At 62.7% G+C, this 26,038-nt stretch carries 17 protein-coding genes; 8 read left to right on the forward strand and 9 right to left on the reverse strand.

Going from position 1 to position 26,038, the window contains the following annotated elements; all coding sequences use genetic code 11:
- Positions 1-48 precede the first annotated feature (48 nt).
- From panC to KHO23_RS02930, 3 genes are all read right to left on the reverse strand, one after another.
- Positions 49-882: a pantoate--beta-alanine ligase gene (gene panC / locus KHO23_RS02920; protein WP_211609512.1), complete on the reverse strand. Its 834-nt coding sequence runs from the start codon at positions 880-882 to the stop codon at positions 49-51.
- Positions 883-1,069: 187 nt separating this feature from the next.
- Entirely contained in the window at positions 1,070-1,942 is an 873-nt protein-coding gene (locus KHO23_RS02925) for a segregation and condensation protein A (RefSeq protein ID WP_211609514.1), read from the reverse strand.
- 4 nt (positions 1,943-1,946) lie between these two features.
- Positions 1,947-2,132, reverse strand: coding sequence for a DUF3460 family protein (locus tag KHO23_RS02930; protein ID WP_211609515.1), 186 nt, complete (start codon positions 2,130-2,132; stop codon positions 1,947-1,949).
- A 401-nt stretch (positions 2,133-2,533) separates the two neighbouring features.
- Between KHO23_RS02930 and KHO23_RS02935 the strand changes: the two genes are divergently transcribed.
- Positions 2,534-4,372 (forward strand): autotransporter assembly complex protein TamA, encoded by a 1,839-nt coding sequence (locus KHO23_RS02935; RefSeq protein WP_211609517.1) that lies wholly within the window; start codon positions 2,534-2,536, stop codon positions 4,370-4,372.
- 39 nt (positions 4,373-4,411) lie between these two features.
- Positions 4,412-8,728, forward strand: a complete 4,317-nt coding sequence (locus KHO23_RS02940) for a translocation/assembly module TamB domain-containing protein (protein ID WP_211609519.1) — start codon at positions 4,412-4,414, stop codon at positions 8,726-8,728.
- A 112-nt stretch (positions 8,729-8,840) separates the two neighbouring features.
- Here the strand turns inward: KHO23_RS02940 and metG are convergent, their stop codons facing one another.
- Both metG and KHO23_RS02950 read right to left on the reverse strand, forming a co-directional pair.
- Positions 8,841-10,976 carry a methionine--tRNA ligase gene (gene metG, locus KHO23_RS02945; RefSeq protein ID WP_211609520.1) on the reverse strand — a complete coding sequence of 712 codons (2,136 nt, stop codon included), beginning with the start codon at positions 10,974-10,976 and terminating at the stop codon, positions 8,841-8,843.
- Positions 10,977-11,422: 446 nt separating this feature from the next.
- Positions 11,423-12,076 (reverse strand): OmpA family protein, encoded by a 654-nt coding sequence (locus tag KHO23_RS02950; protein WP_211609522.1) that lies wholly within the window; start codon positions 12,074-12,076, stop codon positions 11,423-11,425.
- A 339-nt stretch (positions 12,077-12,415) separates the two neighbouring features.
- Here KHO23_RS02950 and apbC point away from each other — a divergent pair, with 339 nt between their 5' ends.
- From apbC to KHO23_RS02975, 5 genes are all read left to right on the forward strand, one after another.
- Positions 12,416-13,504: an iron-sulfur cluster carrier protein ApbC gene (gene apbC / locus KHO23_RS02955; RefSeq protein WP_211609524.1), complete on the forward strand. Its 1,089-nt coding sequence runs from the start codon at positions 12,416-12,418 to the stop codon at positions 13,502-13,504.
- A gap of 131 nt (positions 13,505-13,635) precedes the next feature.
- Positions 13,636-14,169, forward strand: a complete 534-nt coding sequence (locus KHO23_RS02960) for a superoxide dismutase family protein (protein WP_211609526.1) — start codon at positions 13,636-13,638, stop codon at positions 14,167-14,169.
- 225 nt (positions 14,170-14,394) lie between these two features.
- A complete protein-coding gene (gene dcd / locus KHO23_RS02965) occupies positions 14,395-14,964 on the forward strand; it encodes a dCTP deaminase (RefSeq protein ID WP_012432068.1) in 570 nt (189 codons plus the stop codon).
- An 84-nt stretch (positions 14,965-15,048) separates the two neighbouring features.
- The gene (locus KHO23_RS02970) at positions 15,049-17,334 is read left to right on the forward strand and encodes an arginine/lysine/ornithine decarboxylase (protein WP_211609528.1); all 2,286 of its coding nucleotides are present in this window, start codon (positions 15,049-15,051) and stop codon (positions 17,332-17,334) included.
- A gap of 2 nt (positions 17,335-17,336) precedes the next feature.
- Positions 17,337-18,083 carry a lysozyme inhibitor LprI family protein gene (locus tag KHO23_RS02975; RefSeq protein WP_211609529.1) on the forward strand — a complete coding sequence of 249 codons (747 nt, stop codon included), beginning with the start codon at positions 17,337-17,339 and terminating at the stop codon, positions 18,081-18,083.
- An 11-nt stretch (positions 18,084-18,094) separates the two neighbouring features.
- On the opposite strand, the gene KHO23_RS02980 is transcribed toward KHO23_RS02975, so the two are convergent.
- The 4 genes from KHO23_RS02980 to zwf form a co-directional block, all read right to left on the reverse strand.
- On the reverse strand, positions 18,095-19,021 hold the full coding sequence (locus KHO23_RS02980) for a bestrophin family protein (RefSeq protein ID WP_211609531.1): 927 nt from the start codon (positions 19,019-19,021) through the stop codon (positions 18,095-18,097).
- 859 nt (positions 19,022-19,880) lie between these two features.
- Positions 19,881-21,797, reverse strand: a complete 1,917-nt coding sequence (locus KHO23_RS02985; protein WP_211609533.1) for a bifunctional transcriptional regulator/glucokinase — start codon at positions 21,795-21,797, stop codon at positions 19,881-19,883.
- Positions 21,775-22,497 carry a 6-phosphogluconolactonase gene (gene pgl, locus KHO23_RS02990; protein ID WP_211609535.1) on the reverse strand — a complete coding sequence of 241 codons (723 nt, stop codon included), beginning with the start codon at positions 22,495-22,497 and terminating at the stop codon, positions 21,775-21,777. Before pgl ends, KHO23_RS02985 begins: the two co-directional genes overlap by 23 nt.
- A 203-nt stretch (positions 22,498-22,700) precedes the next feature.
- Positions 22,701-24,164, reverse strand: coding sequence for a glucose-6-phosphate dehydrogenase (gene zwf, locus KHO23_RS02995; protein WP_211609537.1), 1,464 nt, complete (start codon positions 24,162-24,164; stop codon positions 22,701-22,703).
- A 533-nt stretch (positions 24,165-24,697) separates the two neighbouring features.
- On the opposite strand from zwf, the gene KHO23_RS03000 reads away from it, so the two are divergent.
- Complete coding sequence (locus KHO23_RS03000; protein WP_211609539.1) at positions 24,698-25,945, forward strand: ABC transporter substrate-binding protein; 1,248 nt, start codon at positions 24,698-24,700, stop codon at positions 25,943-25,945.
- Positions 25,946-26,038 lie beyond the last annotated feature (93 nt).

A 26,038-nucleotide genomic window follows, 5' to 3' on the forward strand; every position in this document is an offset into this window, starting at 1 on the left:
CCAATCCCTTGTGGCTTCTGACGCGCGTTTGCGCAGACTAAGACGGTTTCAGATTTCGAGGTTGTCGATGAGGCGGGTGGCGCCAAGCTTGGCGGCGGCCAGCACAACCAACTCCGCGTTCGTGTCTTGTGCGCCCGGCGGCAGCAGATTCGAGCGCTTGCGCACGGCGATGTAATCCGGCTGCCAGCCGCGCGCGGCCAGTGTCGCCATCGCCGCCTGTTCGATTTTTGCGAAGTCACGATCGCCGGCGAGCACCGCCTCGCGCACGCGATTGAGCTCGGCGGCCAGCACCGGCGCTTCGGCGCGCTCGGCTGCCTGCAGAAAGCGGTTGCGCGAGCTGAGCGCGAGGCCGTCGGTGTCACGCACGGTTTCCGCGGCGATGATTTCGGTCGGCAACGCGAACTGGTGGCACATGCTGCGCACAATCATCAGCTGCTGGTAATCCTTCTTGCCGAACACAGCGACGCGCGGCTGCACGCACGACATCAGCTTCATCACCACTGTGCACACGCCCTGGAAGAAACCGGGCCGGAACTCACCTTCGAGAATGTCGCCCAGATCGTGCGGCGGATGCACGCGGTACTCCTGCGGCTCCGGATACAGATCCTTTTCCGTGGGCGCGAACAGCACGTAGACGCCTTCTTTCTGCAGTTTCTCGATGTCGGCTTCCATCGTGCGCGGGTATTTGTCGAAATCTTCGTTCGGGCCGAACTGCAAGCGATTGACGAAGATGCTCGCCACCACCGGATCGCCGTGCTGACGCGCAAGGCGCATCAGCGAGAGATGGCCCTCGTGCAGATTACCCATGGTCGGCACAAAGGCGGTGCGATTCTGGCCGCGCAACTGGTCGCGCAATTCATGGATCGAGCTGATGACTTTCATGATCGGACAGGGATTTCCTTGCGCGGCGCGAGACTCGGTTGGCGCAAAAACTCAGGGTTTGCGCGATCCGCGGCCTCACTGGTAATGACAGGTTTTGAGCGCCGGATTGTAGTGGATTTGTACCGGGGCCGCACCGAAACGAGGCGTTTGCGACAGCAATGGCGCACGCAATCCCCGTTTCGCGGCTTCAGGCCGGCAGATAGGCGAGGCGCACATAGATCGGTGCGAACGGCTCGGCCTGAGTAATTTCGATGAGCGATTCGCGGCACAACTCGAGCATGGCGATGAAATTCACCACGACCACCGGCACGCCCTTGCTCGTGTCGAACAGATCGGAGAACTCCATGAAGCGCGAATTCTGGAGTCGCCGCAGGATCGTGCTCATATGCTCGCGCACCGACAATTCCTCGCGCGAAATCTTGTGATGCTGAACGAGCTTGGCGCGCTTGATCACGTCGGCCCACGCGGCGCGCAGATCTTCGCTGTCCACATCGGGAAAGCGCGGCGTGATGCTTTGCTCGATATACACCTCGGCGCGCAGGAAATCGCGGCCAAGCTGCGGCAGATGGTCGATGCGCTGTGCGGCGAGCTTCATCTGCTCGTATTCGAGCAGGCGGCGCACCAGTTCCGCGCGGGGATCTTCGGCTTCCTCGCCGCTGTCGGCTTTCTTCACCGGCAACAGCATGCGCGACTTGATCTCGATCAGCATCGCGGCCATCAGCAGATACTCGGACGCGAGTTCGAGATTGGTCTGGCGCAGCTGCTCGACGTAGCCGAGGTATTGGACCGTGACGTCCGCCATCGGGATGTCGAGCACGTTGAAGTTCTGCTTGCGGATCAGGTAGAGCAACAGATCCAGCGGGCCCTCGAACGTTTCGAGAAACACCTCGAGCGCATCTGGCGGAATGTACAGATCCGTCGGCAGCTTGAAGAGCGGCTCGCCGTACAGGCGCGCGAAAGCGATGCCGTCGACGGTGTCCGGCGTCGAATCGGTGGCGGGCGCGGCAAGCGCGGCGTCGGGCGCCGGCGTGGCGCCCTTTGCCTCGTCGGCGTGACTCACGCGCTTAGAAGTTCTGATAGTACGAGTAAGGCGTCTGCTCTACGCGCGAGGCTTTCTGCTCGGCGGTTTCTTCGAGGTCGATCGGCTGTTTGTCCCACAGCAGCGACCGGCCACGGCGCTGCTCAGCTTCCAGATTCGGTTTTTGTTGCTTGAGCTGGTTCAGGAACTGGGTGATGTCCGATTGATACATGGCTAGACGTCCGTGGTTGGGGAGTGGCGGCTGCCCGGCGAAACGCGCGCGGCATCGCTGCTATTCCACAATTTTACCGCATGCGCCGCGCGTGGTCGAAAAACCATGGCCGGCGCGCGCGGCCGGCCCGCAAAAATACCCGGAACCCGCGCTGCTGCCATGCGTCAAAGGCGGGCGCGTCACCGGCGGGCGGTGTGCGAATCCGGATTATGCGCCCGGGCGGACATGATTACGCATGCCGCATCAGGTGCGGCGTACCAGCCGAAGTGCTCGCCGTGCCTCAGGCTGCAATGGCCCCTTTTAGAGATGGCGCGGCGTTGCCGATGTGGTCAAATAGCGAGCTTCGGCCGCCGCGGCGGGCCCGAGCGACAGAATTCATCAACCACGGCCGGAGGTCCTGTTTGGCGGGGTGTGCGATCGAAGTGCCGCATGTGCGGCGCGGCAAAACCGGTGACGAGCCCGGGCATCTGATGCCCATTCGGCGCTGGCTGCGCGCGTGGCTGGCGTTCGGCATCGTCATGCTCATGCTTGCCACGGTCGACGCGCATGCGGCGCGGCGCGCGTCCGCCAGCTACAAGGTCGATATCGAAGCCACGCCGCGCTCGCTGCGCAAGCTGCTCGAAGCGCATCTGGACGTAGCCCGCTTTGCCAAACGTCCTGATATCAGCGACGACCAGTTCGAATTTCTGATTACCGCCACGCCCCAGCAGGTACGCGATCTGGCCGCCACGCAGGGTTATTTCACGCCGGTCGTGCGCACCGACGTGCGAACCGTCGACGATAAAAAGCATGTGACAGTGAGCGTCGATCCCGGCCCGCGAACCCTCATCACGTCGATTTCGCTGTCGTTTCAGGGGCCGGTGCTGACTGAAGACCCCGCGCAAGAAAACGCCGCGCGCTTCGCGTTTTCACTGCACGAAGGCGATCCGTTTTCGCAAAGCGACTGGGACGACGCGAAAAACGCGGCGCTCAAGGCGTTGCAGGCGCGCCGTTACCTGGGCGCGAAGATCTACCACTCCGAGGCACGGATCGACCCGCGCACGCACGACGCGAAATTGTCGGTGACGTATGACAGCGGCCCGACCTTCACCATGGGCAAGCTCGACGTATCGGGCACGCGGCGCTATCCGGAACAGATCGTCGACAACGTCAATCCGATTTCAATCGGCGATATCTACGACGTGCAGCGCGTCGCCGAATTGCAGCGGCAGTTGCAGAACACGCCGTACTACGCGAGCGTGGCAATCGACGTGGATAGCGACCCAGACAAGCCGGTCGATACGCCGGTGCACGTGAAGGTGTCGGAATATCCGTACAACAGTATTCGCGGCGGGGTGGGTTATTCAACCGACAACGGTCCGCTGATCCAGGGTTCGTATTCCTATCTCGACACCTTCGGCAAAGCATGGCCCTTCACGGTCGACGGCCGGATCGACCAGGTCCAGAAGTACGGGCAAATTCAGCTCGCGATGCCGCCTGGGCCGCGTGCGTGGACCAATAGCGTGCTGGCTTCCTACACGACGACCGACGTGTCCGACACGCGCATTTACAGTGCCCGCGGTGGCCTGCAGCGGGCCCGTACGTCGCAATTCATCGACTACAACTACGCGATCCTTTACTACCAGGACCGGCTCAACCAGAACGCAGGCGCGCCGACCACCAGCCGCGCCCTGGTGCCGTCATGGTCGTGGACCCGTCGCAATACCGACGATCCGTTGTTCCCGCGTTCGGGCAACCTGATTCACGTTGAAGCGGGCTTCGCGGTCAAAGGTGCGCTGACCGACCAGACCTTCGCGCGTGGCTACGCCCGTGGCCAGCAGTACCTGCCGATCGGCAGGGAGGACCTTGTGCTGTTCCGCGCCGAACTCGGCGGCGTGTTCACGAGCGGCAGTTCGAGCGGGATTCCAGCTTCGCTGCTGTTCCGCGCCGGCGGTTCGAATTCGGTGCGCGGTTATAGCTATCAGAGCATCGGTAACAACGTCGACGGTTCGGTGTTACCCACCAAGTATCTCGTGACGGCGTCGGCCGAATATCAGCACTGGTTCAATCACGACTGGGGCGCAGCCGCGTTCTTCGACGTCGGCACCGCCACGGATACCTGGGGCGAAAAAGTCTTTTATCCCGGTGTCGGTGTCGGGGCGCGCTGGCGCAGTCCGGTCGGGCCGGTCAATGTCGATGTCGCCTACGGTATCCGCAACAGGAGCGTGCGGCCGTACCTGACCCTCGGCATCGCCTTTTGATGCAAACCTGCTTTTACACGAACCACGCATGAATCACGCATGACCACGGACGTTTCCGCTCAGCCACCCGCGCAGCCACCCGGCGCCCATCCGCCTGGACAGCAGCCTTCGCCCGACGCGCCGCCGCCTAAGCGCCGTCGCGGCCGGTTGCTGCTGAAAACGCTTGCGTGGACGCTCGCCGTGCTGGTGCTGCTGATCGCCGTGGCAATCGGCTTGCTGTACGGCGCGCTGACAACCGAGCGCGGCACGGCTTACGCGTGGCAGGCAGCGGTCAAACTGCTGGGCGGCAAGCTGACGGGCACGCTCGACAGCGGCACCATCGCCAGCGGCGTGCAACTCCGGCAGGTGCGCTGGCGCAGTCTCGACGGCAGCGGCACCGATATCCAGATCGATCGCGTGGCCGGCCGCTGGACACTGACTCACAAGCCTTGGCGCTTCGCGATCGACTATCTGCATATTGGTACGATCGACGCCCGTGTCGGCTCGTCGTCGAGTAGCAGCGGACCGGTGACGCTGCCGCAGGACCTGCGCCTGCCGATGCAACTCGAGGTGCGCGATCTACAGGTCGACAAGCTGCTGCTGCACGAGGGTGGCTCGACGACCGAGCTGTCCCGTTTCATGTTCCATGGCCGCAGCGACGGCCGGCATCACGAGGCGGCGATTGAGCGGCTGGATACGCCGTTCGGCGCGGTGACGGCGGCGGCGAAGCTCGACGGGATGCGGCCGTTTCCGCTGACCGGCGATCTCGGCTATTCCGGCAAGGTCAACAACGAGGCGGTGCAGGTGGGTGGCCATCTGAGTGGCTCGCTGGAAAATCTTGTCGCCGAACTCGATGCCAGCGGCATGAAGCTCGCCGGCCATGCCCGGGTCGAGGCCACGCCGTTTAGCGACGTACCGTTGCAACGCGCCACGCTGACCTTCGACCACATCAATCCGCAGGCGTTTGCGCCCGGTGCGCCGCTGGCGGATCTGGCGGTGCGCGCTGAGTTGCAACCGGTGGGGCAGGATGCGGCGGGCGCAGCGACGTTGAGTGCGGCGAGCGGCGCGAGCGCTTCCGGCGCAGCGGGCATGGCGAAACCCATGGCCGCTTCCGGCGCAGCAAGCGCGGCGAAATCCGCCGTCACTTCCGGCGCAGCGGGTTTCGCCGTGGCCGGGCATGTCTCGATCGTCAACGCCAAACCGGGTGCGATCGACCAGAACCTGCTGCCTTTGATCGACGCGCAAGCCGACGTGCGCCTCGACGCCCGCGCGCAGCGCATCTCGAACCTGAACGTGCGGCTTGTGAAGAGCGCCACCCTCACCGGCGGCGGTGCGCTGACCGGCAAGCACGGCCAGTTCGATCTGCAAGTCGCCGGGCTCGACCTGAACGCGCTCGAAGCAACCGTGCGGCCTACCCAGCTTTCCGGTTCGATCGGCGTGCGTCTGAACGACGACGTGCAAAGTCTGACTCTCGATCTTGCCGACCCGAAAGCAGGGTTGCGCGCGCAAGGCAAGGTGACTTTCGATCCCGCGCGATTGAGCTTCAACGACGTGCGCGTCACGTCGGGCAAAGGCCGTATCGATCTGTCCGGCGCACTCAAGCACGACGCGAATTCCACCTACAACCTGAAAGCACAACTGACCGATTTCGATCCGTTGACACTTACTTCGCAGATGCCGTCGCGGGCACCGGTCACGGGCCCGGCGCCGGCCTCGGCCAACACGAAAGCCAAGGCGGCCAAGCAAGATGCGGCAGAAGCGGGCAGCACGGCCGGTGCGAAAAGCGCGGCCCCCGCCGACAAAGCCGCCGCCGCGGTAAAGAACACCGCCAAGGCCGCGGTGCGGACCGAAGTTGTTCAACGCAAAGCGCCACCGCCCAGGAGCGGCGCAGCGCCGGCCCGCAAGATCGAGGCGCGTGTGAGCGGCACGCTCACCGCAGCCGGCATGCTCGGCCCGGTCTTCACCACCAAGGCCGAATTCAAACTCGGCCCGAGCGTCTACGACGGCTTGCCGTTGACGGGCGGCGGCGTGGTCCAGTTGGCCGGCTCGCGGATTCTGCCGAGCCACGCGAATCTCTCGGTGGCGGGCAACCAGGTGGATTTGCAAGGCAGCTTCGGCGCGCGCGGCGACCGGCTGCGTTTTCGTGTCGATGCGCCGGAACTTGAGCGCCTCGGTTTCGGCCTCGCCGGCCTCGTCGCGGCGGATGGCGACGTCACCGGCTCGTTCGCGCATCCGAATGTCGTGCTGAACTACAAGGCAGACAGCGTGGTGTTCAGCAGTAACCGCATCGGTCATGCGGAAGGTCACGCCGAACTGCGCGACGGCGCGAATGGCGCGCTCGTTTTCACGACCGACGCGCGCAACCTGAGCGCAGGCGGCGTCGATCTGACCACGCTCACGGCACGCCTGTCCGGGACGCGCGCAAACCATGCGCTGGAGGCGGCAGCCACGGGCAAGCTGCAGGATCGTCCGCTCGACCTGACGCTCGCGGCCAACGGCAAGCTGACTGAAGCACGCGACGGCACGCGTTGGGACGGCACCGTGACCCGTCTGCAAAACCGCGGTACGCCGGCGCTGAACCTCGAGTCGCCGCTCGCCGTGAGTGCCGGGCCGAGCCGTCTGACGCTCGGCGCGACACGGCTCACACTCGAAGGCGCGGTGCTGGGCCTGAAATCGTTCGCCTTCGACCACGGCAAGATCCAGTCCGCGGGCACCTTGACCGGTATTTCGCTCGCGCGTTTGCAGGATCTGCGCCGCGAGATCACCGGCGAGCCGCCGGCCGTCAAAACCGATCTGGTGTTCGACGGCGACTGGGACTTCGCGCTCGGCAGCACCGCGAGCGGCCACGTTCAGTTGAAGCGTCGTGGCGGCGACGTGACGGTCGAAATCGGCCGTGGTCTGGCGTCGCTGGGTATCCAGGATATGAGCGCGCGCGCCGAATTCAGTGGCGGCAACCGGCTGAACGCAACCGTCCACGCGCAGGCCAGCCGGATCGGCGTGATCGACGCCGACGCGCACACCACCCTCGTGACGCGCGACGGCTTCCTGACCGTCAACGAAGAGGGCGCGCTGAGCGGCAATGTGAATGCGAACGTGCCGTCGCTGAAAACGACCGGCGGCCTGTTTGGCCCGAGCTATCTGCTCGACGGCCATCTCGCGCTGAAACTTGCGCTCGGCGGCACGGTCGCGAAGCCGAACCTGACCGGGTCGCTGCTTGGCGACGGTTTGTCGGCGACGTTGGTCGACCAGGGCGTGCAGTTGAAGGACGGCGTGATCCGCATCGCGCTCTCGCAGAATCTGGTGGACTTCCAGCAGGTCGAGTTTCACGGTGCGAGCGGCACGCTGCGCGCCACCGGCCGTGTGCGTCTGGACGGCGCGCAGCCCGATCTGTCCGCGAGTATCGTCGCGGATAAGCTGGAGTTGTTCGCGGCGCCGGACCGCAATCTGTCGCTGTCAGGCAGTGCGAGTGTGGCGAACGCAGGGGCCGAGGGCGGCATGGCGATCAACGGCAAATTCGTGGTCGATCACGCGCTGTTCGATATGCCCGAGCAGTCCGCGCCGAAGCTTGGCGACGACGTGGTGGTGGTGCGTCCGGACGGCACGGTGGCGGGCGAGCGGCTGCCGCCGGTGGCGGGCACGAACAAGCCGATCGGCCCGTTTGCGCCACGCGCCAATATCGACATCAGTCTCGGCAACAGCTTCCGTTTCCGCGGCATGGGCGCGGACCTCGGCCTGAGCGGCACGATCACCGCGATGAGCGCGCCGAACCTGCCGCTGCGCGCGGTCGGCAATGTCCGCGTGACGCAGGGCTCGACCTATACCGCGTTCGGCCGCAAGCTCAACATCGAGAACGGCTTCTTCACGTTCAATGGTCCGGTGGCCAATCCGGGCATCAACATCCTGGCCATGCGCCGTAATCAGCAGATCGAGGCGGGTGTGCAGGTCACAGGCACCGTGCAGTTCCCGGTCGCGAAGCTGGTGTCCGAACCGTCGGTGCCGGATAACGAGAAGCTCTCGTGGCTGCTGTTCGGACACGGCACGGATCAGGGCAATAACCTCGGCCAGCAAAGCACCATGACGACCGCGCTCGCCTTGCTCGGCAGCGCGAGCGGTAAACGGATTGCGCAGACCTTCGGGCTCGACGAGTTTTCGATCGGTCGAAGCGAAGTCGGACTGACCGATCCTCAGGTAGTGATGGTGTCGAAGGCCATCAACGAGTGGCTCGTGGTCGGATACGAGCAGGGTCTGCAGTCGGCGAGCAATGCCATCAAGGCGACGGTGAACCTCACGCGCTATTGGTCGGTCGCGGCGTATGGCGGCACGTTCGATGGCATGGAACTGCTGTACACACGGCGCTTCGACCGGATTCGGTGGTGATGGAAGTGACGGCGGTGCTCGGAGTTTGAGCAATGCCACGGCACAAAAAAACGGCACGCCTTTTAAAGCGTGCCGTTTTTTTTGATACCTGCAGCGTTCGACGCGGCGCGCTTTATTTCACGCGCATGCCCGGCTTCGCACCGCTATCGGGTTCGAGCACGTAGAGGCCCGGTTCGGCTTTCTCGTCAGTCGCCGAGGCCGCCAGCACCATCCCCTCGGACAGGCCGAACTTCATCTTGCGCGGCGCGAGGTTCGCGACCATCACCGTCAGCTTGCCGATCAGTTGCTCCGGCTGATAGGCCGATTTGATGCCCGAGAATACGTTACGCGTCTTTTCTTCGCCGACGTCGAGCGTCAGTTGCAACAGCTTGTCCGAGCCTTCCACCGCTTTGCAGTCGACGATCTTCGCGATACGCAGATCGATTTTGGCGAAGTCGTCGATCGAGATGACACCGGGCGTTTCGTCCTTGTCGGCGGCGGCTGCCTTCGCTGCCTTCGACTTGGCCTTCGCGTCCACCGGCGCCGCGGCTTCCGGCGTGGCTTGCAGCGAGTCGCGATTCGCTGCGATGAGCGCCTCGATCTGCTTCGGATCGACACGCGTCATCAGATGCTTGTACGCGTTGATGGGACGTGTGGAGGAAAGCGGTACGTTCGCGTCGGCCCACACCAGCGGCTCGATGCCGAGGAAGGCTTCGACCGCTTCCGCCAGCTTCGGCAACACCGGCTTGAGCGCCAGCGACAGCAGACGGAATGCCTCGATGCTCACGCTGCAGGTTTCGTGCAACGCGACCGTATTGACCGGGTCTTTCGCCTGATCCCACGGCTTGGCGGTGTCGACGTAGGCATTGACCGCGTCAGCCAGTTCCATGGTCTGGCGCAGTGCGCGGTTGTACTCGCGCGCCTCGTAGTTCGCGGCGATTTGCGGCACGGCGGCGCGCAGCGTGGCGAGCAGCGGGTGCTGCATGGCGCTGTCCTGCACGCGGCCGTCGAAACGCTTGATCAGGAAGCCGGCGGCGCGGCTCGCGATGTTCACGTACTTGCCGACCAGATCGCTGTTCACGCGGGCCTGGAAGTCGTCGAGGTTCAGGTCGAGGTCTTCCATCGTGCTGTTCAGCTTGGCGGCGAAGTAGTAGCGCAGCCATTCCGGATTCAGGCCCGTGTCGATCACGCTTTGTGCGGTGATAAACGTGCCACGCGACTTCGACATCTTCGCGCCGTCCACCGTCAGGAAGCCGTGTGCGAACACATTGGTCGGCGTGCGGTGGCCCGAGAATTCGAGCATGGCCGGCCAGAACAGCGTGTGGAAATACAGAATGTCTTTGCCGATGAAGTGATACTGCTCGGCGGTCGAGCCCCGGCGAATCCACGCGTCGAAGTCGAGGCCGCGCTTTTCGGCAAGGTTTTTGAAGCTCGCGTAATAGCCGACCGGTGCGTCAAGCCACACGTAGAAATATTTGCCCGGCGCGCCCGGAATTTCGAAGCCGAAGTACGGCGCGTCGCGCGAAATATCCCAGTCTGCGAGCTTGGCTTCGCCGGCGTCGCCAAGCCATTCGCGCATCTTGTTGGTGGCTTCAGGCTGCGCGAGACCGCTGACCCACGCGCGCAGGAAATTCTCGCAGCGCGGGTCGGACAGACGGAAGAAGTAGTGCGTCGAGGTCTTGCGAATCGGCGTGGCGCCCGAGACGACCGAATACGGATTGACCAGCTCGGTCGGTAGATAGGTCGAACCGCATACTTCGCAGCTGTCGCCGTATTGATCCTTCGCGCCGCACTTCGGGCATTCGCCTTTGATAAAGCGGTCCGGCAAGAACATTTCCTTGACCGGGTCGTATGCCTGTTCGATGTCGCGCGCCTCGATCAGGCCGGCTTCCTTGAGCGCCAGATAGACCGATTCGCTCAACACGCGATTCTCTTCGGAATCGGTTGAGTAGTAATTGTCGAACGAAATTCCGAAGCTGTCGAAATCGCGCTTGTGTTCCTGCCAGACGCGGTCGATCAGCTGCTTCGGCGTCAGACCTTCCTTTTCCGCGCGCAGCATGACCGGTGTGCCGTGCGTGTCGTCGGCGCCCACGTAGTAGACCTCGTGCCCGTGCATTCGCAACGTCCGGACCCAGATGTCCGTCTGGATATATTCGACCAGATGGCCGATATGGATTTGCCCATTCGCATACGGAAGGGCCGACGTGACGAGAACCTGGCGACGGCCTGACGGCGCGCCTGCGGAGAGATCGGATGCGGGTGCTGACATAAGGATGGCGGGAGCCTGCGGTGGGACGAAACGTTGATTCTAGCAGGGCAGGCGCCCAGCGCGGGCTGGGCCGCCTGGGCCGCGGCCGGGCCGGTGCCAGCGCAGGCGGTGTGTCCCCCAAGGGGACTTGCTGCGGGGCGAAAACCGGGCGCCCAAAAAAAACCGGGGCTGTTAACCCCGGAGCAACAACGACAAGAGGAGAATGGTGACGCGGCGGCTTCGCCAGCCACGTACCGTAAGAACAGACCGCGGATTTTCGGCAGAGTTCGAAATTTTTTTCGTTCCCGTGCGAGATTCTCTTTCCTCCGCGTCTTACGGCTTGCCCGACGCCGACAGCAAAAAAGCGACAAACCGCGTCAATGGTGGCAAAGGCGTCAAAGGCGTCAAGAGCCGGTGGCAAGTGCCGCCCGGCCCCCGAGTGCTTCTTCCTCTTTCAGGCTGCGCCCTTATTGCGTGGCGTGCTGAGCCGTGGCGCGCAGATAGATTTCCACGCGGCGGTTTGCTGCACGGCCGGCTTCGGTGTTGTTGTCAGCGACCGGCTGGTTCTGGCCCATGCCTTGTGCCGACAGGCGTTGCGGCGCGACGCCGCGTTGCCCCAGATAGCCCGTCACGCTTTGCGCGCGGTTGACCGACAGCGTCTGGTTGTAAGTCGGCTGGCCCGTGCTATCCGTGTAGCCGATCACCTGGGCGATCAGTTCCGGATTCTGCTGCATGGTCTGCGTCAGTTGATCCAGCACCGGTGCGAACGACGGCTTGACCGCGTAGCTGTTGGTGTCGAACGTGACCGAGCTCGGGATGTTCAGCTTGAGCGAGCCGTCCGGCTGCTCGGTGATCTGCGTGCCGGTGCCCTTGGTGGCGCCCGACAGCTTGTTGTGAATGGCTTGCCAGTTGTAGCCGGTGATGCCGCCGACCGCTGCGCCGGCGCCCGCGCCGATCGCCGCGCCCTTGCCGCCGCCGAAGATCGCGCCGATCGCCGCGCCGGTGGCGGCGCCCACGCCCGTACCAACTGCCGTGTCAGTACCCTGTTGAGATGCACAGCCTGCCAGCAGCGAGCCGGCAACGGCGAAAACCGCCAGGCGAGTCATGATTTTTGCGTTCATTTTGATTCCTCTTGAGTGAAGCGAGTAAAGCGGCAAGTAGCGTTAAATTTATGCGGTGAACGTGAAGCAAGTAAAGCCGACAGTTCGATAATACGGAAAATCCCAGGCCTTTTCGACTCCCGGTCCGACAGCCAAGAAGGGTCTTCCGGCAAGGCTTGGCGCCAGCCACTACAATGATGACTGAAGTACGCAGCGATGCGACCCCATGGCGGTCCGCCTGCCCGAAGGGTGCACGGCGCCTCTGGTTTTGGCAATGCCGTCTAACAATTTTTTTCAAAATCCGGCGCGCGGCCGAGGCTTGGATTCCGCGGCGCCGCAAGTGTTCCCCACGGAGTGTCAATGAGTATTGATCGGGCTTTGGTCGACGCAGCCCTCGCGGCCGTCACTGACCCCAACACGGGCAAGCCCTACGCGGCTGCGAAGAACATCAAGAACGTGACCGTGGAGGGTGACACGGTTAGCCTCGAGGTGGTACTCGGCTATCCGGCCAAACGGCAATTTGAAGCGGTCCGCACGCAATTCGCCGACGCGCTGAAGGCCGTTCCCGGCGTGGCGAACGCACGCGTCGAGGTGTCCCAGAACATTGCAGCGCACACCGTGCAGCGCGGCGTCAAACTGTTGCCGAGCGTTAAGAACATCGTCGCGGTGGCGTCGGGCAAGGGCGGGGTCGGCAAGAGCACGACCGCCGTGAACCTCGCGCTGGCACTGGCGAGCGAAGGCGCGTCGGTCGGCATTCTCGATGCGGATATCTACGGCCCCTCGTTGCCGATGATGCTTGGGATTACCGGCCGTCCCGAATCACCCGACGAAAAGTCGATGAACCCGATGACCGGCCATGGCCTGCAGGCCAATTCGATCGGTTTTCTGATCGAGCAGGACAACCCGATGGTGTGGCGCGGCCCGATGGCCACCTCGGCGCTCGAACAGTTGCTGCGGCAGACCAACTGGCAAGATCTCGACTACCTGATCGTCGACATGCCGCCGGGCACCGGCGACATTCAGCTGACCTTGTCGCAGCGCGTGCCGGTGACGGGCGCCGTGATCGTCACGACGCCGCAGGACATCGCGCTGCTCGACGCGAAGAAGGGCCTCAAGATGTTCGAGAAGGTCGGCATTCCAATCCTCGGCATCGTCGAGAACATGGGTATGCATATCTGCTCGAATTGCGGCCACGCAGAGCACATCTTCGGCGCGGGCGGCGGCGAGCGGATGGGCAAGGAATATGGTGTCGACGTGCTCGGCAGCCTGCCGCTCGATATCGCTATCCGTGAGCAGGCCGACTCGGGCAAACCCACCGTCGTGGCGGACCCGGAAGGGCGTATCGCCGGGATTTACCGGTCGATCGCGCGCAAGGTTGCGATCCATATCGCCGAACGGGCACGCGACATGACCTCGAAGTTTCCCAGCATCGTCGTGCAGAACACCTGAGTCGCCATTCGGATGAGGGGCCAAAGCGGGGCCAAGGCGTCAATCTGCGCCTGGTCTCGCGGTATCATGTCGACTTCACAGGTTCGGCTCGGCGGCCGCAGGGGCGGCCACCAGGCCGGCAAGAGGATCGCATGGGAAAACGAATCGACGGGCAGGCGGTGTATGCGTTCATCGTCCTGGCTGCCAGCAGCGTGCTGTTATGCGGCTGCAGCACGTTCCTGAGGCCACAGGAAAAGCGTGCCGACGCGCAGTTGCTGCCCACCGTGGGCAATCAGGCGCGCGGCCTCGTCACGTTCATCGAGCGTTCGGACGGCGTGCAGGTCACCTACAATCTGACGGGCTTGCCGCCCAATAGCGACCACGCCTTGCAAGTGCACGAGCGCGGCGACTGCAATGCCGCCGACGGCTCCAGCGCCGGGCAGGTGTTCTCGCCGGCGGCCGAGCGTCTGAAAGCAGGTGCCCGGGTCGAAGGCGATCTCGGCAACATCCACGCGGACGCAAATGGCGTGGCCACCGGCTTCATCGTTGCGCCGGACGTGTCTCTCGACGGTATCCGCTCGGTGTTGCAACGCGCAGTCCTGTTGCATCACGACGCGACCGACCCTTATGCGTATCCGCAGCATGGCGCGGGTCCCGCGCTCGCGTGCGGGCTGATTCGCCAATGAGCCTTGGGCGCTTCGCCATCGGGCCACAGGCGCGGCACCCTTCTCGTGATCGCGTAAAATAAGCCCCTTTCGCGGGGGCACCCAGTTGGGGCGCCAGGTCCGCTGGCCACCGCAGCAAGGACACGCGGCCCTGGCCCGTAGCGGATTGAGCCGAAAGCCGTGCCCGGTACCCACCGGGTTGTTACCCGTCACACACCTGTCACTCAAGTCGAGCAGCGTTCATCTATGACTATCAAATCCGACAAGTGGATCCGGCGCATGGCCGCGTCGCACAACATGATCGAGCCGTTTGCACCCGATCAGGTCCGCGTCTCCGAAGACGGCCGGAAGATTGTCAGCTACGGCACGTCGAGCTACGGCTACGACATCCGTTGCGCCGACGAATTCAAGATCTTCACCAATATCAACTCGACCATCGTCGATCCGAAGAACTTCGACGAGAAGTCGTTTGTCGACTTCAAGGGCGATGTTTGCATCATCCCGCCGAATTCGTTCGCCCTGGCTCGTACGGTTGAGTATTTCCGCATTCCGCGCAGTGTCCTGACCGTGTGTCTGGGCAAATCCACCTACGCGCGGTGCGGGATCATCGTCAACGTCACGCCGTTCGAGCCGGAATGGGAAGGGCACGTTACGCTCGAATTCTCAAATACGACACCTTTGCCTGCGAAAATCTACGCGAACGAAGGCGTCGCTCAAGTGCTGTTTTTTGAAAGCGACGAAATTTGTGAGACGTCGTACGCGGATCGCGGCGGCAAATATCAAGGTCAGCACGGCGTCACGTTGCCCAAGACGTGACGTCGGCAGCGTACTGACCCACCAGCTATTCGGGTGACCGCTGCTTAGTCAAATGCAGCGGTCGTTCTTTTTGGAGAATCGCCCATGAAGTTTCGTTTTCCCGTCGTCATCATCGACGAAGATTTTCGCTCCGAGAACATCTCGGGTTCCGGCATCCGGGCTTTGGCCGAGGCCATCGAGAAAGAAGGCGTGGAAGTGCTCGGGTTGACGAGCTATGGCGATCTGACTTCGTTCGCGCAGCAGTCGAGCCGCGCGTCGTGCTTCATCCTGTCGATCGACGACGACGAGCTGCTGCCGTACGCCGAGAACGTGGTGGTTGAAGGCGAGACACCGGAGTTGGCTGCCGCGATCATCGCGCTGCGCGGGTTCGTGACGGAAGTGCGCCGCCGCAACGCGGATATTCCGATCTTCCTGTACGGCGAAACGCGCACCTCGCGCCACCTGCCGAACGACATCCTGCGCGAACTGCACGGCTTCATCCACATGTTCGAGGACACGCCGGAATTCGTCGCGCGCCACATCATCCGCGAAACCAAGGTGTATCTGGATTCGCTCGCGCCGCCGTTCTTCAAGGAACTGGTGCAGTACGCAGATGAAGGCTCGTATTCGTGGCATTGCCCGGGGCACTCGGGTGGCGTGGCGTTCCTGAAGAGCCCGCTTGGCCAGATGTTCCACCAGTTCTTCGGTGAGAACATGCTGCGTGCCGACGTGTGTAACGCCGTCGACGAACTCGGCCAGCTGCTCGACCACACGGGTCCGGTCGCGGCGTCCGAGCGCAACGCCGCGCGCATTTTCAGCGCCGACCACGTGTTCTTCGTGACCAACGGCACGTCGACTTCGAACAAGATCGTCTGGCATGGCACGGTGGCGCCGGGCGACATCGTGCTGGTGGACCGCAACTGCCACAAATCGATCCTGCACGCGATCACGATGACCGGCGCGATTCCGGTGTTCCTCACGCCGACGCGCAACAACTTCGGCATCATCGGCCCGATTCCGCGCAGCGAGTTCGAACCGGAAAACATCAAGAAGAAGATCCTGGCGAATCCGTTCGCCCGTGAAGCGCTCGCAAAGAATCCGAACCTCAAGCCGCGCATTCTGACCATCACGCAGAGCACGTACGACGGCGTGATCTACAACGTCGAGATGATCAAGGAAATGCTCGGCGACTGGCTCGATACGCTGCATTTCGACGAAGCGTGGCTGCCGCACGCCGAGTTCCACGAGTTCTATCAGGACATGCACGCGATCGGCGCGGGCCGTCCGCGGATCGGCGCGCTGGTGTTTGCGACGCATTCGACGCACAAGTTGCTGGCCGGTATTTCGCAGGCTTCGCAGATCGTCGTGCAGGATTCGAAGAACAGCCGCTTCGACAAGCATCGCTTTAATGAAGCGTATTTGATGCATACGTCCACCAGCCCGCAGTACGCGATCATCGCCTCGTGCGACGTGGCCGCGGCGATGATGGAAGCGCCGGGCGGCCCGGCGCTGGTGGAAGAATCGATTGCCGAAGCGCTCGATTTCCGCCGCGCGATGATCAAGGTCGACGCCGAATACGGCGATGACTGGTTCTTCAAGGTGTGGGGCCCGGAGCAGTTCGCCGAAGAAGGCATCGGCTCGCGCGAAGACTGGGTTCTGCGTCCGAACGACGCGTGGCACGGTTTCGGTCCGCTCGCCGAAGGCTTCAACATGCTTGACCCGATCAAGGCGACCATCGTCACGCCGGGTCTGGACATGGACGGTGGCTTTGGCGAAACGGGTATTCCCGCTGCGATCGTCACGAAGTATCTGGCCGAGCACGGCATCATCGTCGAAAAGACTGGCCTGTATTCGTTCTTCATCATGTTCACGATCGGCATCACCAAGGGCCGCTGGAATTCGATGGTCACCGAACTCCAGCAGTTCAAGGACGACTACGACAACAACCAGCCGTTGTGGCGCGTGCTGCCCGAATTCGTCGCGCATCATCCGATGTACGAGCGCGTCGGTTTGCGCGACCTGTGCCAGCAGATTCACAGTGTCTACCGCGCGAACGACATTGCACGCCTGACGACCGAGATGTACCTGTCGAGCATGGAGCCGGCGATGAAGCCGTCCGACGCGTTCGCCAAGCTCGCGCACCGCGAGATCGACCGGGTACCGATCGACGAACTCGAAGGCCGCGTCACGTCGATCCTGTTGACGCCGTATCCGCCGGGCATTCCGCTGCTGATTCCGGGGGAGCGCTTCAACAAGACCATCGTCAACTACTTGCGTTTCGCGCGCGAGTTCAACGAGCGCTTCCCGGGTTTCCACACGGATATCCATGGGCTTGTCGGCGAAACCATCAACGGGCGCATCGAATACTTCGTCGATTGCGTGCGCGCCTGACGATGCGGGTAGTGACGTCTCTGCTCGGCGTTGACGGCTGGCGGCGCGCGTTTGGCGCGCTGGCCGTGGCGTCGGTGATGTCGGTGGCGGTGGCGGTGCTCGGCATCGTGCCGCTTCAGGCGCATGCTGAGGTCGCCGCCGCTGACCCGATCGACGCGTCGATGCGTACGTGTCTGGCGCGCAGCGACATGTCGTCGACGGTGGGGCAGGTGCAGTGCATGGACAACGCGCGAATCGGCTGGAAGGCAGCGTTGGACACTGCGTGGCAGCAGCTTCAGACGAAGTTGCCGCCGGCGCAGCGCAAGCAGTGGGAAAAGAGCCAGGCAAGCTGGCTGGCCTCGCGCGATGACGAGAAGCCCTTGCTGAGTGCGGTGTTCGCGACGACGCGCGGCACGATGTATGCGCTGGCCGAAGCCGATATGCAATTGCAGCCGGTGCGTGATCGCGCGCTGGCGCTGCGCAGCGCGGCGGCGAAGGTCAGCGCGGGCGGCGACCCGCCGCATCGGCCACGAGCGTGTAACGCCGACGCGCAATGTGAACACGCGATGTTCGATCTGAACCGCTATTACCGCCGCTTGCAGGCGAAGATGCCGGTGCGCTCGCGCTCTGCACTCACGCGCGCTCAAAAGGCCTGGACCGCGTACCTCAACGCCACGACGCCGGTGGTCGATGAACGTAGCCGTATCGATATCATCGGCGCACGGGTGGCGACGCTCAAGCGCCTGTCGGAGACGGTTGGCAACAACTGAGTGCTCGCGCCTTACGTGAGCACATAGGCTTCGGTTTGCGACAAGGGCCGCGCAAGTGCCGGCTCCCCCAGCAGGTCGCGCATGGCGTCTTCGATACTGAGCGACATCGCTTCGAGCGCGAGGTCGTTGTCGTCGGTGCCGAACGGCTCTTCGATCTGCGAGGCGATTGCTTCGTGCGCCATGAAGGTGTACGCGACGAACACCGCGAAGACCGGCGTGAAGATCCCGATGCTGTCGACTAGTCCAAACGGCAGCGACGCGCAGAAGAAATACACCGTGCGGTGAATCATCACCGAGTAGGCGAAGGGCAGCGGCGTCGACACGATGCGCTCGCAACCGCCGATCACGTCCGATAGGCCATTCAGATTTCGATCGAAGGCGAGCACCGCCATGGGATCGATTGCGCCCGCTTGCGCGTGGCGCTGGACCCATTCGCCTAGCCAGAGCATGAGCGTTGCCGGTTTGTAGCGCGACGCCATGACGCTTTCGAATAACGGTTTCGGCAGGCGCGCGACGAGGTCTTCGCGCGGGTCGCTATTGCGAAGCTGGTGACGCAACGCATGGGGGATCGTACTGAGGACCGCTGTGAATGTCTCGATTTCTGCTTTGGGCAATGGCTTGTTTGGTAGCGTGATTGCCTGGCGGGTGAGCGAGCGTGCTTCGTTCTGCAGTTGGCCCCACAGTTTGCGGGCTTCCCACCAGCGGTCGTAGCTAGCGTTGTTTCTGAAGCCCAGAAAGACGGCTAAGGCGATGCCGACTAGCGAGAATGGGGCGGTGGTGTTGAGATTGAGCGAGACCGGCAGCAGGTGGTCGTGAGCGGCCACGGCGATGATCGCGATGCAGAAGATCAGGAAGAGGCGCGGCAGGAGCTGCGGGAGGACCGAGCCGCGCCAGGCCAGCAGCATGCGGAACCAATGGAGATGTGGGCGGATGATCATGGAGTTGGGCTTTCTGCCTTCGGCGGTGGAGTTTCTATTATCGCTGTTTGCGTGCCTGGCGCTTGTTTGTCTGTGTGCCTGCGGCGTTGGCCTTTCCTTGATTTGTTATTGGTTTATTGGCGTCGTCCCTGTGTCTGTATACCTACGGTGTTGGCCTTTCCTTGTTTTGTTTGTGGTCTATTAGCGTTCGCCCCTGTGCGGGGCAGGCACCTACTTTTCTTTGCCTGCCGCAAAGAAAAGTAGGCAAAAGAAAGCGGCTCACACCGCTAATTCTTAAGCGGGTCCCCTGGCTCGGAGGAGGTAGTGGTGCATCTGGAATCTGTGTTCTCGCACATTCGGCGTAAGTGACAAGGCCGTCATACTTCCGTCGGCGCTGCGCGCGCCGACGCGTCATTCATCGAACCGATCCGTGCGGTTTTGCTCTCGCATTTTAATCGGCACCGCCGCTACTTGCGGGACCGTCTTTTGAGCGCTTGGGCGCCTCGCCGAGGCGAAGCCGATGGTTCCCACCACGCGCAAAACGAAACCTTAGGTTTCCCAGGCAAACCCCTCCGCGACGCACGCAGTGCGGAGTGGGAGCTGATGAGCCCTTGTCACTAGCGCCGAATGTGCGAGAACCCAGATTCCAGATGCACCGCTACCGCGACTGTGCGGGGGACCCGCTTAAGAATTAGCGGTGTGAGCCGCTTTCTCTTGCTTACTTCTCTTTGCGGCAGGCAAAGAGAAGTGAGTGCCGCCCCGCACAGGGGCAACGCTAATAAACCACTAACAAATCAAGGAAAGGCCAAGGAACCCAGACCAACGAAAGGCCAACGCAGCGACCAAAAAAACAACCCGCCGCGAAGGCCAAAAACACCCCTTAATCCCGCGGCGAAGAAGCCGCCCCATGACTTAACCAATCAAGCACAGCAGTAGCATCATCATCCGCGCCCTGTCGCGCCTTAGCGACCGTCTCAGCCACATCCTCGCTAGGCATAGCCCGCCGAATCGCCACACCCACAGCAAGAATATCGATCATGACGAGATGCAAAATCCGCGAAATCATCGACAACTGCGACTCGCGAATTTCAATGTGATCGGTCTCCAAAGCCACCGTAGCCCGCTTGGCCAGCGGCGTATTGCTGGACGTAATGGCAATCACCTTGGCCCCCGCCTGCATGGCGACATCCAGCACACGCAATAGCTCAGGCGCACGTCCGGACTTGGAGACCGCAACAATCACATCGCCCTTGCCAAGCAACGCAGCAGACGCCGCCTGCATATACAGATCCCCATAGGCAATCGTCGGAATGCCAAACCGGAAGAACTTGTAATGCGCATCCTGCGCGACGATGTTCGAATTGCCGAGCCCATAAAACTCGATTCGCCGCGCGCCGTTCAACAGATCGATGGCCCGCTCGACCTGGTCGAAATTCAAATGCTCACGCAACTGAAGAATCGCGGAAATCGTATTGTCGAGCACCTTCGCGCCAAAGTCCGTCGCGGTATCGCCCAGATGCACCTGGCTATGACTCACCGGAATCGTGCCGGTCAAACCGGTCGCCAGCTTCAGCTTGAAATCCGACAATCCCTGGCAGCCAAGCGAGCGGCAAAAGCGGATCACCGTCGGCTGACTCACGTCGGCCTTGCGCGCGATATCCACAATCGGATCGTTGATGATCGAGCGCGGATGATTCAACGCGAGATCGGCCACGCGGCGCTCGGCCGGCGTCAGCGCATCGCGCATCTGGCGAATCCGCTCGAACACGGCCGATGAACTGCCGCCCGCGCGGTTCGACAACTGCTCCGCGAGAATCGCCGAAACCCCCAGAAACGCCGGGTATTCAGCGGTAATCACATAGGTCGGCACGCTCTGTAAATACGCCTCGAAGCGGCCCTTTGCCTCGAACCGTTTGCGAAACGACGAACGCGCGAAGAATTCGCCTAGCCGCGGCACGACACCGCCGCCAATATAGATGCCGCCCAATGCGCCGAGCGTCACCGCGATATTGCCCGCGAATGTACCGAGAATCCCGCAGAACACATCGACGGACTCGGCCGCGAGCGGCTCGCCTTCCATCGCGCGTTTGACGATCTCGACCGTGTCGACGTTTGCCGCCACACGCTTCTTGTCGCGGCCCGCCAGCGCACGGTAGATCACTTCGATGCCGGGGCCCGCCGCCACACGCTCGAACGAAACGTGCGACCACTTCTTGCGCGCGTAGTGCAGCACGATGTCTTCGCGCTCGTCGGCCGGCGCGAAGGTAGCGTGGCCGCCTTCACTGCCAAGCGCGATCCAGCGGTCGTCGGCCGGAATCAGGCCGGATACGCCCATGCCGGTGCCCGGGCCGAGCAGGCCGATCACGCTGTTCGGACGACGCGAGCCGCCGCCTACTTGTACACGCTGTGCATCGGTCAGGCCGGGAAGGGCCATGGCCAGCGCGGTAAAGTCGTTCACCACCAGCAGCGTGTCGAAGCCGAGCGCGCGGCGCGTGGCTTCGATCGAAAAGCTCCAGTCGTGGTTGGTCATGCTGACCTGATCGCCGTCGACCGGGTTCGCAATCGCAATCGCCGCGTGATTCACGCGGCCGATCTTGGTGTCCTTCAGATACTTCTTGATGACTTCGGCAACGCCAGGATAGTCCGCGCACGGATAGACCTGCACCGAGCCGATTTCGCCGGGGCTGGTTTCGAGCGCGAAGCGCGCATTGGTCCCGCCGATGTCGGCGAGCAGCCTCGGTCCATCGGCGTGCTGGCTCGCGCCCGGAACAGCCTTAGTTTGCACACCAGTAGACATCGAGTCTCACTCCCTTGTCGTTTGCCAACTGCGAGATGGCATTTTTTTGTAGCGAAGCGGCGGCGGCATTCAGCACGTCCATCTTTCGCGGTCCTGCGATCAGCAAAAACAGGTGCTTCACTTCTTTCAGCGCCGAGAGCGACCAGCTCACGCGCGCATGCGGCGCGCTGCCGGGATGCACGGCAACGAAGCGCTCAGGGGTGGTGATCGCGTGGTCCCATTCGGGCGCATCCGCGAAAATCGACGCGGTGTGGCCGTCTTCACCCATGCCGAGAATCGCAACGTCCGGCACGGCGCTAAAGCGCGGGTCGGCGTTCAGCGCGGCAACGTGCGCGTTGAGGTCTTGCGTCGCGTCGACCAGCGGCCAGAAATGGGCGTTCTTGGCGGCGTTCTGCAACAGTGTGTCGTGCACGAGTTGCGAATTGCTCGCGCTGTCCGTTTCCGGCACCCAGCGGTCGTCGACCAGCGTCACGGCAATGCGCGCCCAGTCGAAGGATTGCGTGGACAACGTCTGCAGGAACGGACGTGGACTGGTGCCGCCGGACACTGCAAGCATGGCCGGGCGTGCGCCAGTATTGGGCATGCCCGCTGCGGCCGTGGCCGACTGTGCGGCGAGCGACGCATGTAACGCGTCGCCAACCGCCTTCGCCAACGCGTCGGATTGGGCGCGTTGATCGTCGAAAGCGTGAAGCTCGATCACTTCTCCTCCGTGCTGCTTTCTTGTTAGATCTGCGGAATGTGCCGTACTGCTCTCACGCGGTGCCTGCAAGCGGGATCACTCGCAGGCGCCTTCGTGATACCGGCGCCATTCCGTTCAGTTCGTCGGTGTGTCTTGCGGGCGCTGCGCTGTGCTTCGATCAGGATTGCGATCGGAGCGAGGCGCGGCGCCGTGATTCCGTTGATTCAATTTTCTTCTTCGAGCCAGCAGGTGCCGTGCTGCGCCAACATCGCGCTCGCCGCGGCCGGTCCCCACGTGCCGGCTGCATAGGGCTTGGGCGGCTTGTTCGACGCCGCCCATTCGTTGAGGATCGGTTCGACCCAGCGCCATGCGGCTTCCTGTTCATCGCGCCGCACAAACAGCGCGAGGCGGCCATTGATGACATCGAGCAACAGACGCTGATACGCCTCCATCTGCCCTTCGCGGAAGAACTGGTCGAACGCGAGGTCGAGGTGGACGCTGGCGAGGTTCATGCCTTCGCCCGGCTGCTTCGCGAGACAGTAGAGACGAATGGTTTCGTTCGGTTGCAAACGGATCACGAGACGGTTCGCACCGCCGCGCAACGCGGACGCGCCCAAGGCCGAATGCGGCACCGCACGAAAATTCACTACGATCTCAGCGACGCGATCCGCGAGACGCTTGCCGGTGCGCAGGAAGAACGGCACGCCGGCCCAGCGCCAGTTTTCGATTTCCACCTTCACCGCAACGAAGGTCTCGGTCGTGCTGTCCTGCTTCACGCCGGGCTCGGTAGCATACGCCGGCACTGCGTTGCCGCGGATCACGCCCGCATGATACTGGCCGCGCACCGCGACCTTGCTGATATCGCGCGGATCGATCGGCTTCAACGCGCGCAGCACGCGCAGCTTTTCGTCACGGACCGAGTCGGAATCCATCGAATGCGGCGGCTCCATCGCCACGATGGAAAGCAGCTGCAGCAAATGGTTCTGCACCATGTCGCGCAATGCACCGGTGTTGTCGTAGAAGTCGCCGCGCGCTTCCACGCCGAGCTCTTCCGCAATCGTGATCTGAATGCTTTCCACCCATTCGCGGCGCCACAACGGTTCGAACAGCACATTGCCGAATCGCAGCGCGAGCAGGTTCTGCACCGGCTCCTTGCCGAGGTAGTGGTCGATCCGGTAGATCTGGTCTTCAGCGAAGATTTCGCCGACCGCATCATTGATTGCATTGGACGACTTGAGGTCGTAGCCGAGCGGCTTTTCCAGCACGATGCGCGAATTTTCGTTGAGCCCGACCGACGCCAGCGCGTGGCAGATCGGCACGAACAGCGACGGACCCGTTGCCAGATAGAACACGCGAATGCCGGGCATGCCGCTCACGGCGTCGCGCAGCAGCGCGAAGTCTTCGGCCTTACCCAGATCGATCTTCACGAACTCGATACGGTCGAGGAAGCTCGCCCATGCGGTTTCATCCACACCATTCTTCGACACGTGCGGCTTGACGTGCTCATTGACCCATTCAAGGTAGTCAGCACGATCAGCCACATGCCGTGCCACCGCGACGATCTTGCCGCTGTCGGCCAGCATGCCACCTGCACGGTGCGCTTCAAACAGTGCCGGCAGGATCTTGCGCATCGACAGATCGCCGGTTCCGCCAAAGAGAACGAAGGTGAAGCTTGAATCGGTTTGCATGAGTCTCCGTCGATATCCTGGGGCCGCCGTGGTGACCGGAAAGGGCGACCGTAGTCCGATAAAATATTTTTTGACACTGAATTGTAGTTTAACTACAATCCAAATCAAGAGGTAGCGCTAATTCGATGAAAAAAGCGTGCGCTGTGAGGCTAGATGCGCGTTTTCCCGAATCGGCAGGCGTCCCCTGCATGTTAACGGACATTGCGTGCGAGCACGTGCCAGCATGCCCCCGGCGGCCCTTACGGAACGCCGGAAGGCGGGTCTGGCGTCAGGGTTAACGTGCGAGGCACCTCGAGTCTGCCGCGCGCGACGCGGGCAGGCAAAAATCAAAAGAGGAGACAGTCAGTTGCATCCCGAACCACTCATCTCTTGAGCTTCCAGCGGCCGGATATCGGTCCGCCGGCACATGCGTAACGCATGCGCCCGACCGTGCTCGATCGCCCAGTGTTTTGCCTGTTTGTGAACCAACCACAGCACCCTGGCGACATCAGGGGTCATTTGTTTTTTGTTCAGGTGTCTGGAGGAGATAAGCAATGAAATTTCGCGCGATCATGGGCGCTTTGTGCGCCGCGGGTCTGATGTGTGGCGTCTCGGCTGTGCAAGCCGCCGAGTCGATCGAAGTGTTGCACTGGTGGACTTCGGGCGGCGAATCGAAAGCCGTCGGCGTCCTCAAGGACGACATGACGAAGCAGGGTTACACGTGGAAGGACTTCGCGGTTGCTGGCGGCGCAGGTGCGGCTGCCATGACGGCACTCAAGACGCAGGTGATCTCGGGCAATGCGCCGAGCGCTGCGCAGATCAAGGGTCCGCTGATCCAGGACTGGGCTTCGCAAGGCGTGCTGGTGCCGATCGACGCGGCAGCGGGCGACTGGAAGAAGAACCTGCCGCCGGAAATCGACAAGATCATGCACGCAGACGGCCACTACGTTGGTGCGCCGTTCTCGGTGCACCGCGTGAACTGGCTGTACATCAACAAGGCAGCATTGGACAAGGCAGGCGGCAAGGTGCCGACCACGTGGCCTGAGTTCTTCGCGGTGGCCGACAAGATGAAGGCCGCGGGCATCCAGCCGATCGCGATGGGTGGTCAGCCGTGGCAAGACCTGACGCTGTGGGAAGACGTCGTGCTGTCGCAAGGCGCGGGCTTCTACAAGAAGGCGCTGGTCGACCTCGACGAGAAGACGCTGACGTCGGATCAGATGGTCGGCGTGTTCGACACGGTCCGCAAGATCCAGGGGTATTTCGACGCGGGCCGTACGGGCCGTGACTGGAACCTGGCCACGGCCATGGTGATCAACGGCAAGGCCGGCATGCAGTTCATGGGCGACTGGGCGAAGGGTGAATTCGCCAACGCCGGCAAGAAGGCGGGCTCGGACTACGTCTGCGCCGCGGTGCCGGGCACGGAAAAGTCGTACACGTTCAACGTCGACTCGTTCGTGTTCTTCCAGCAGAAGGACCAGAAGGCTGCCACGCCGGGTCAACTGGCACTGGCCAAGACGATCATGTCGCCGGAGTTCCAGGAGCAGTTCAGCCTGAACAAGGGTTCGATCCCGGTTCGTCTGGGCGTCTCGATGGCCAAGTTCGACGACTGCGCGAAGAAGTCGTACGCGGATGAACAAGTGGCGATCAAGTCGGGCGGCTATGTGCCTTCGCTGGCACACGGCATGGCGCAACCGGATGCAGCAGCCGGCGCGATCTCGGACGTGGTCACGAAGTTCATGAACTCGCAGCAAGATTCGAAGAGCGCAGTTGCCGCGCTCGCGAAGGCAGCGAAGACCAAGTAAGCAGCTTTAAGCGAAGTGGCGCGCCTGGTTGTTCCCTTCGTGGGCGCCGGGCGCGTTCTTCAGATTGCTTGCAGCAGTTGCGTTACTTAGGGC

The sequence above is a fragment of the Paraburkholderia haematera genome (genome assembly GCF_905220975.1).
GTDB lineage: Bacteria > Pseudomonadota > Gammaproteobacteria > Burkholderiales > Burkholderiaceae > Paraburkholderia > Paraburkholderia haematera.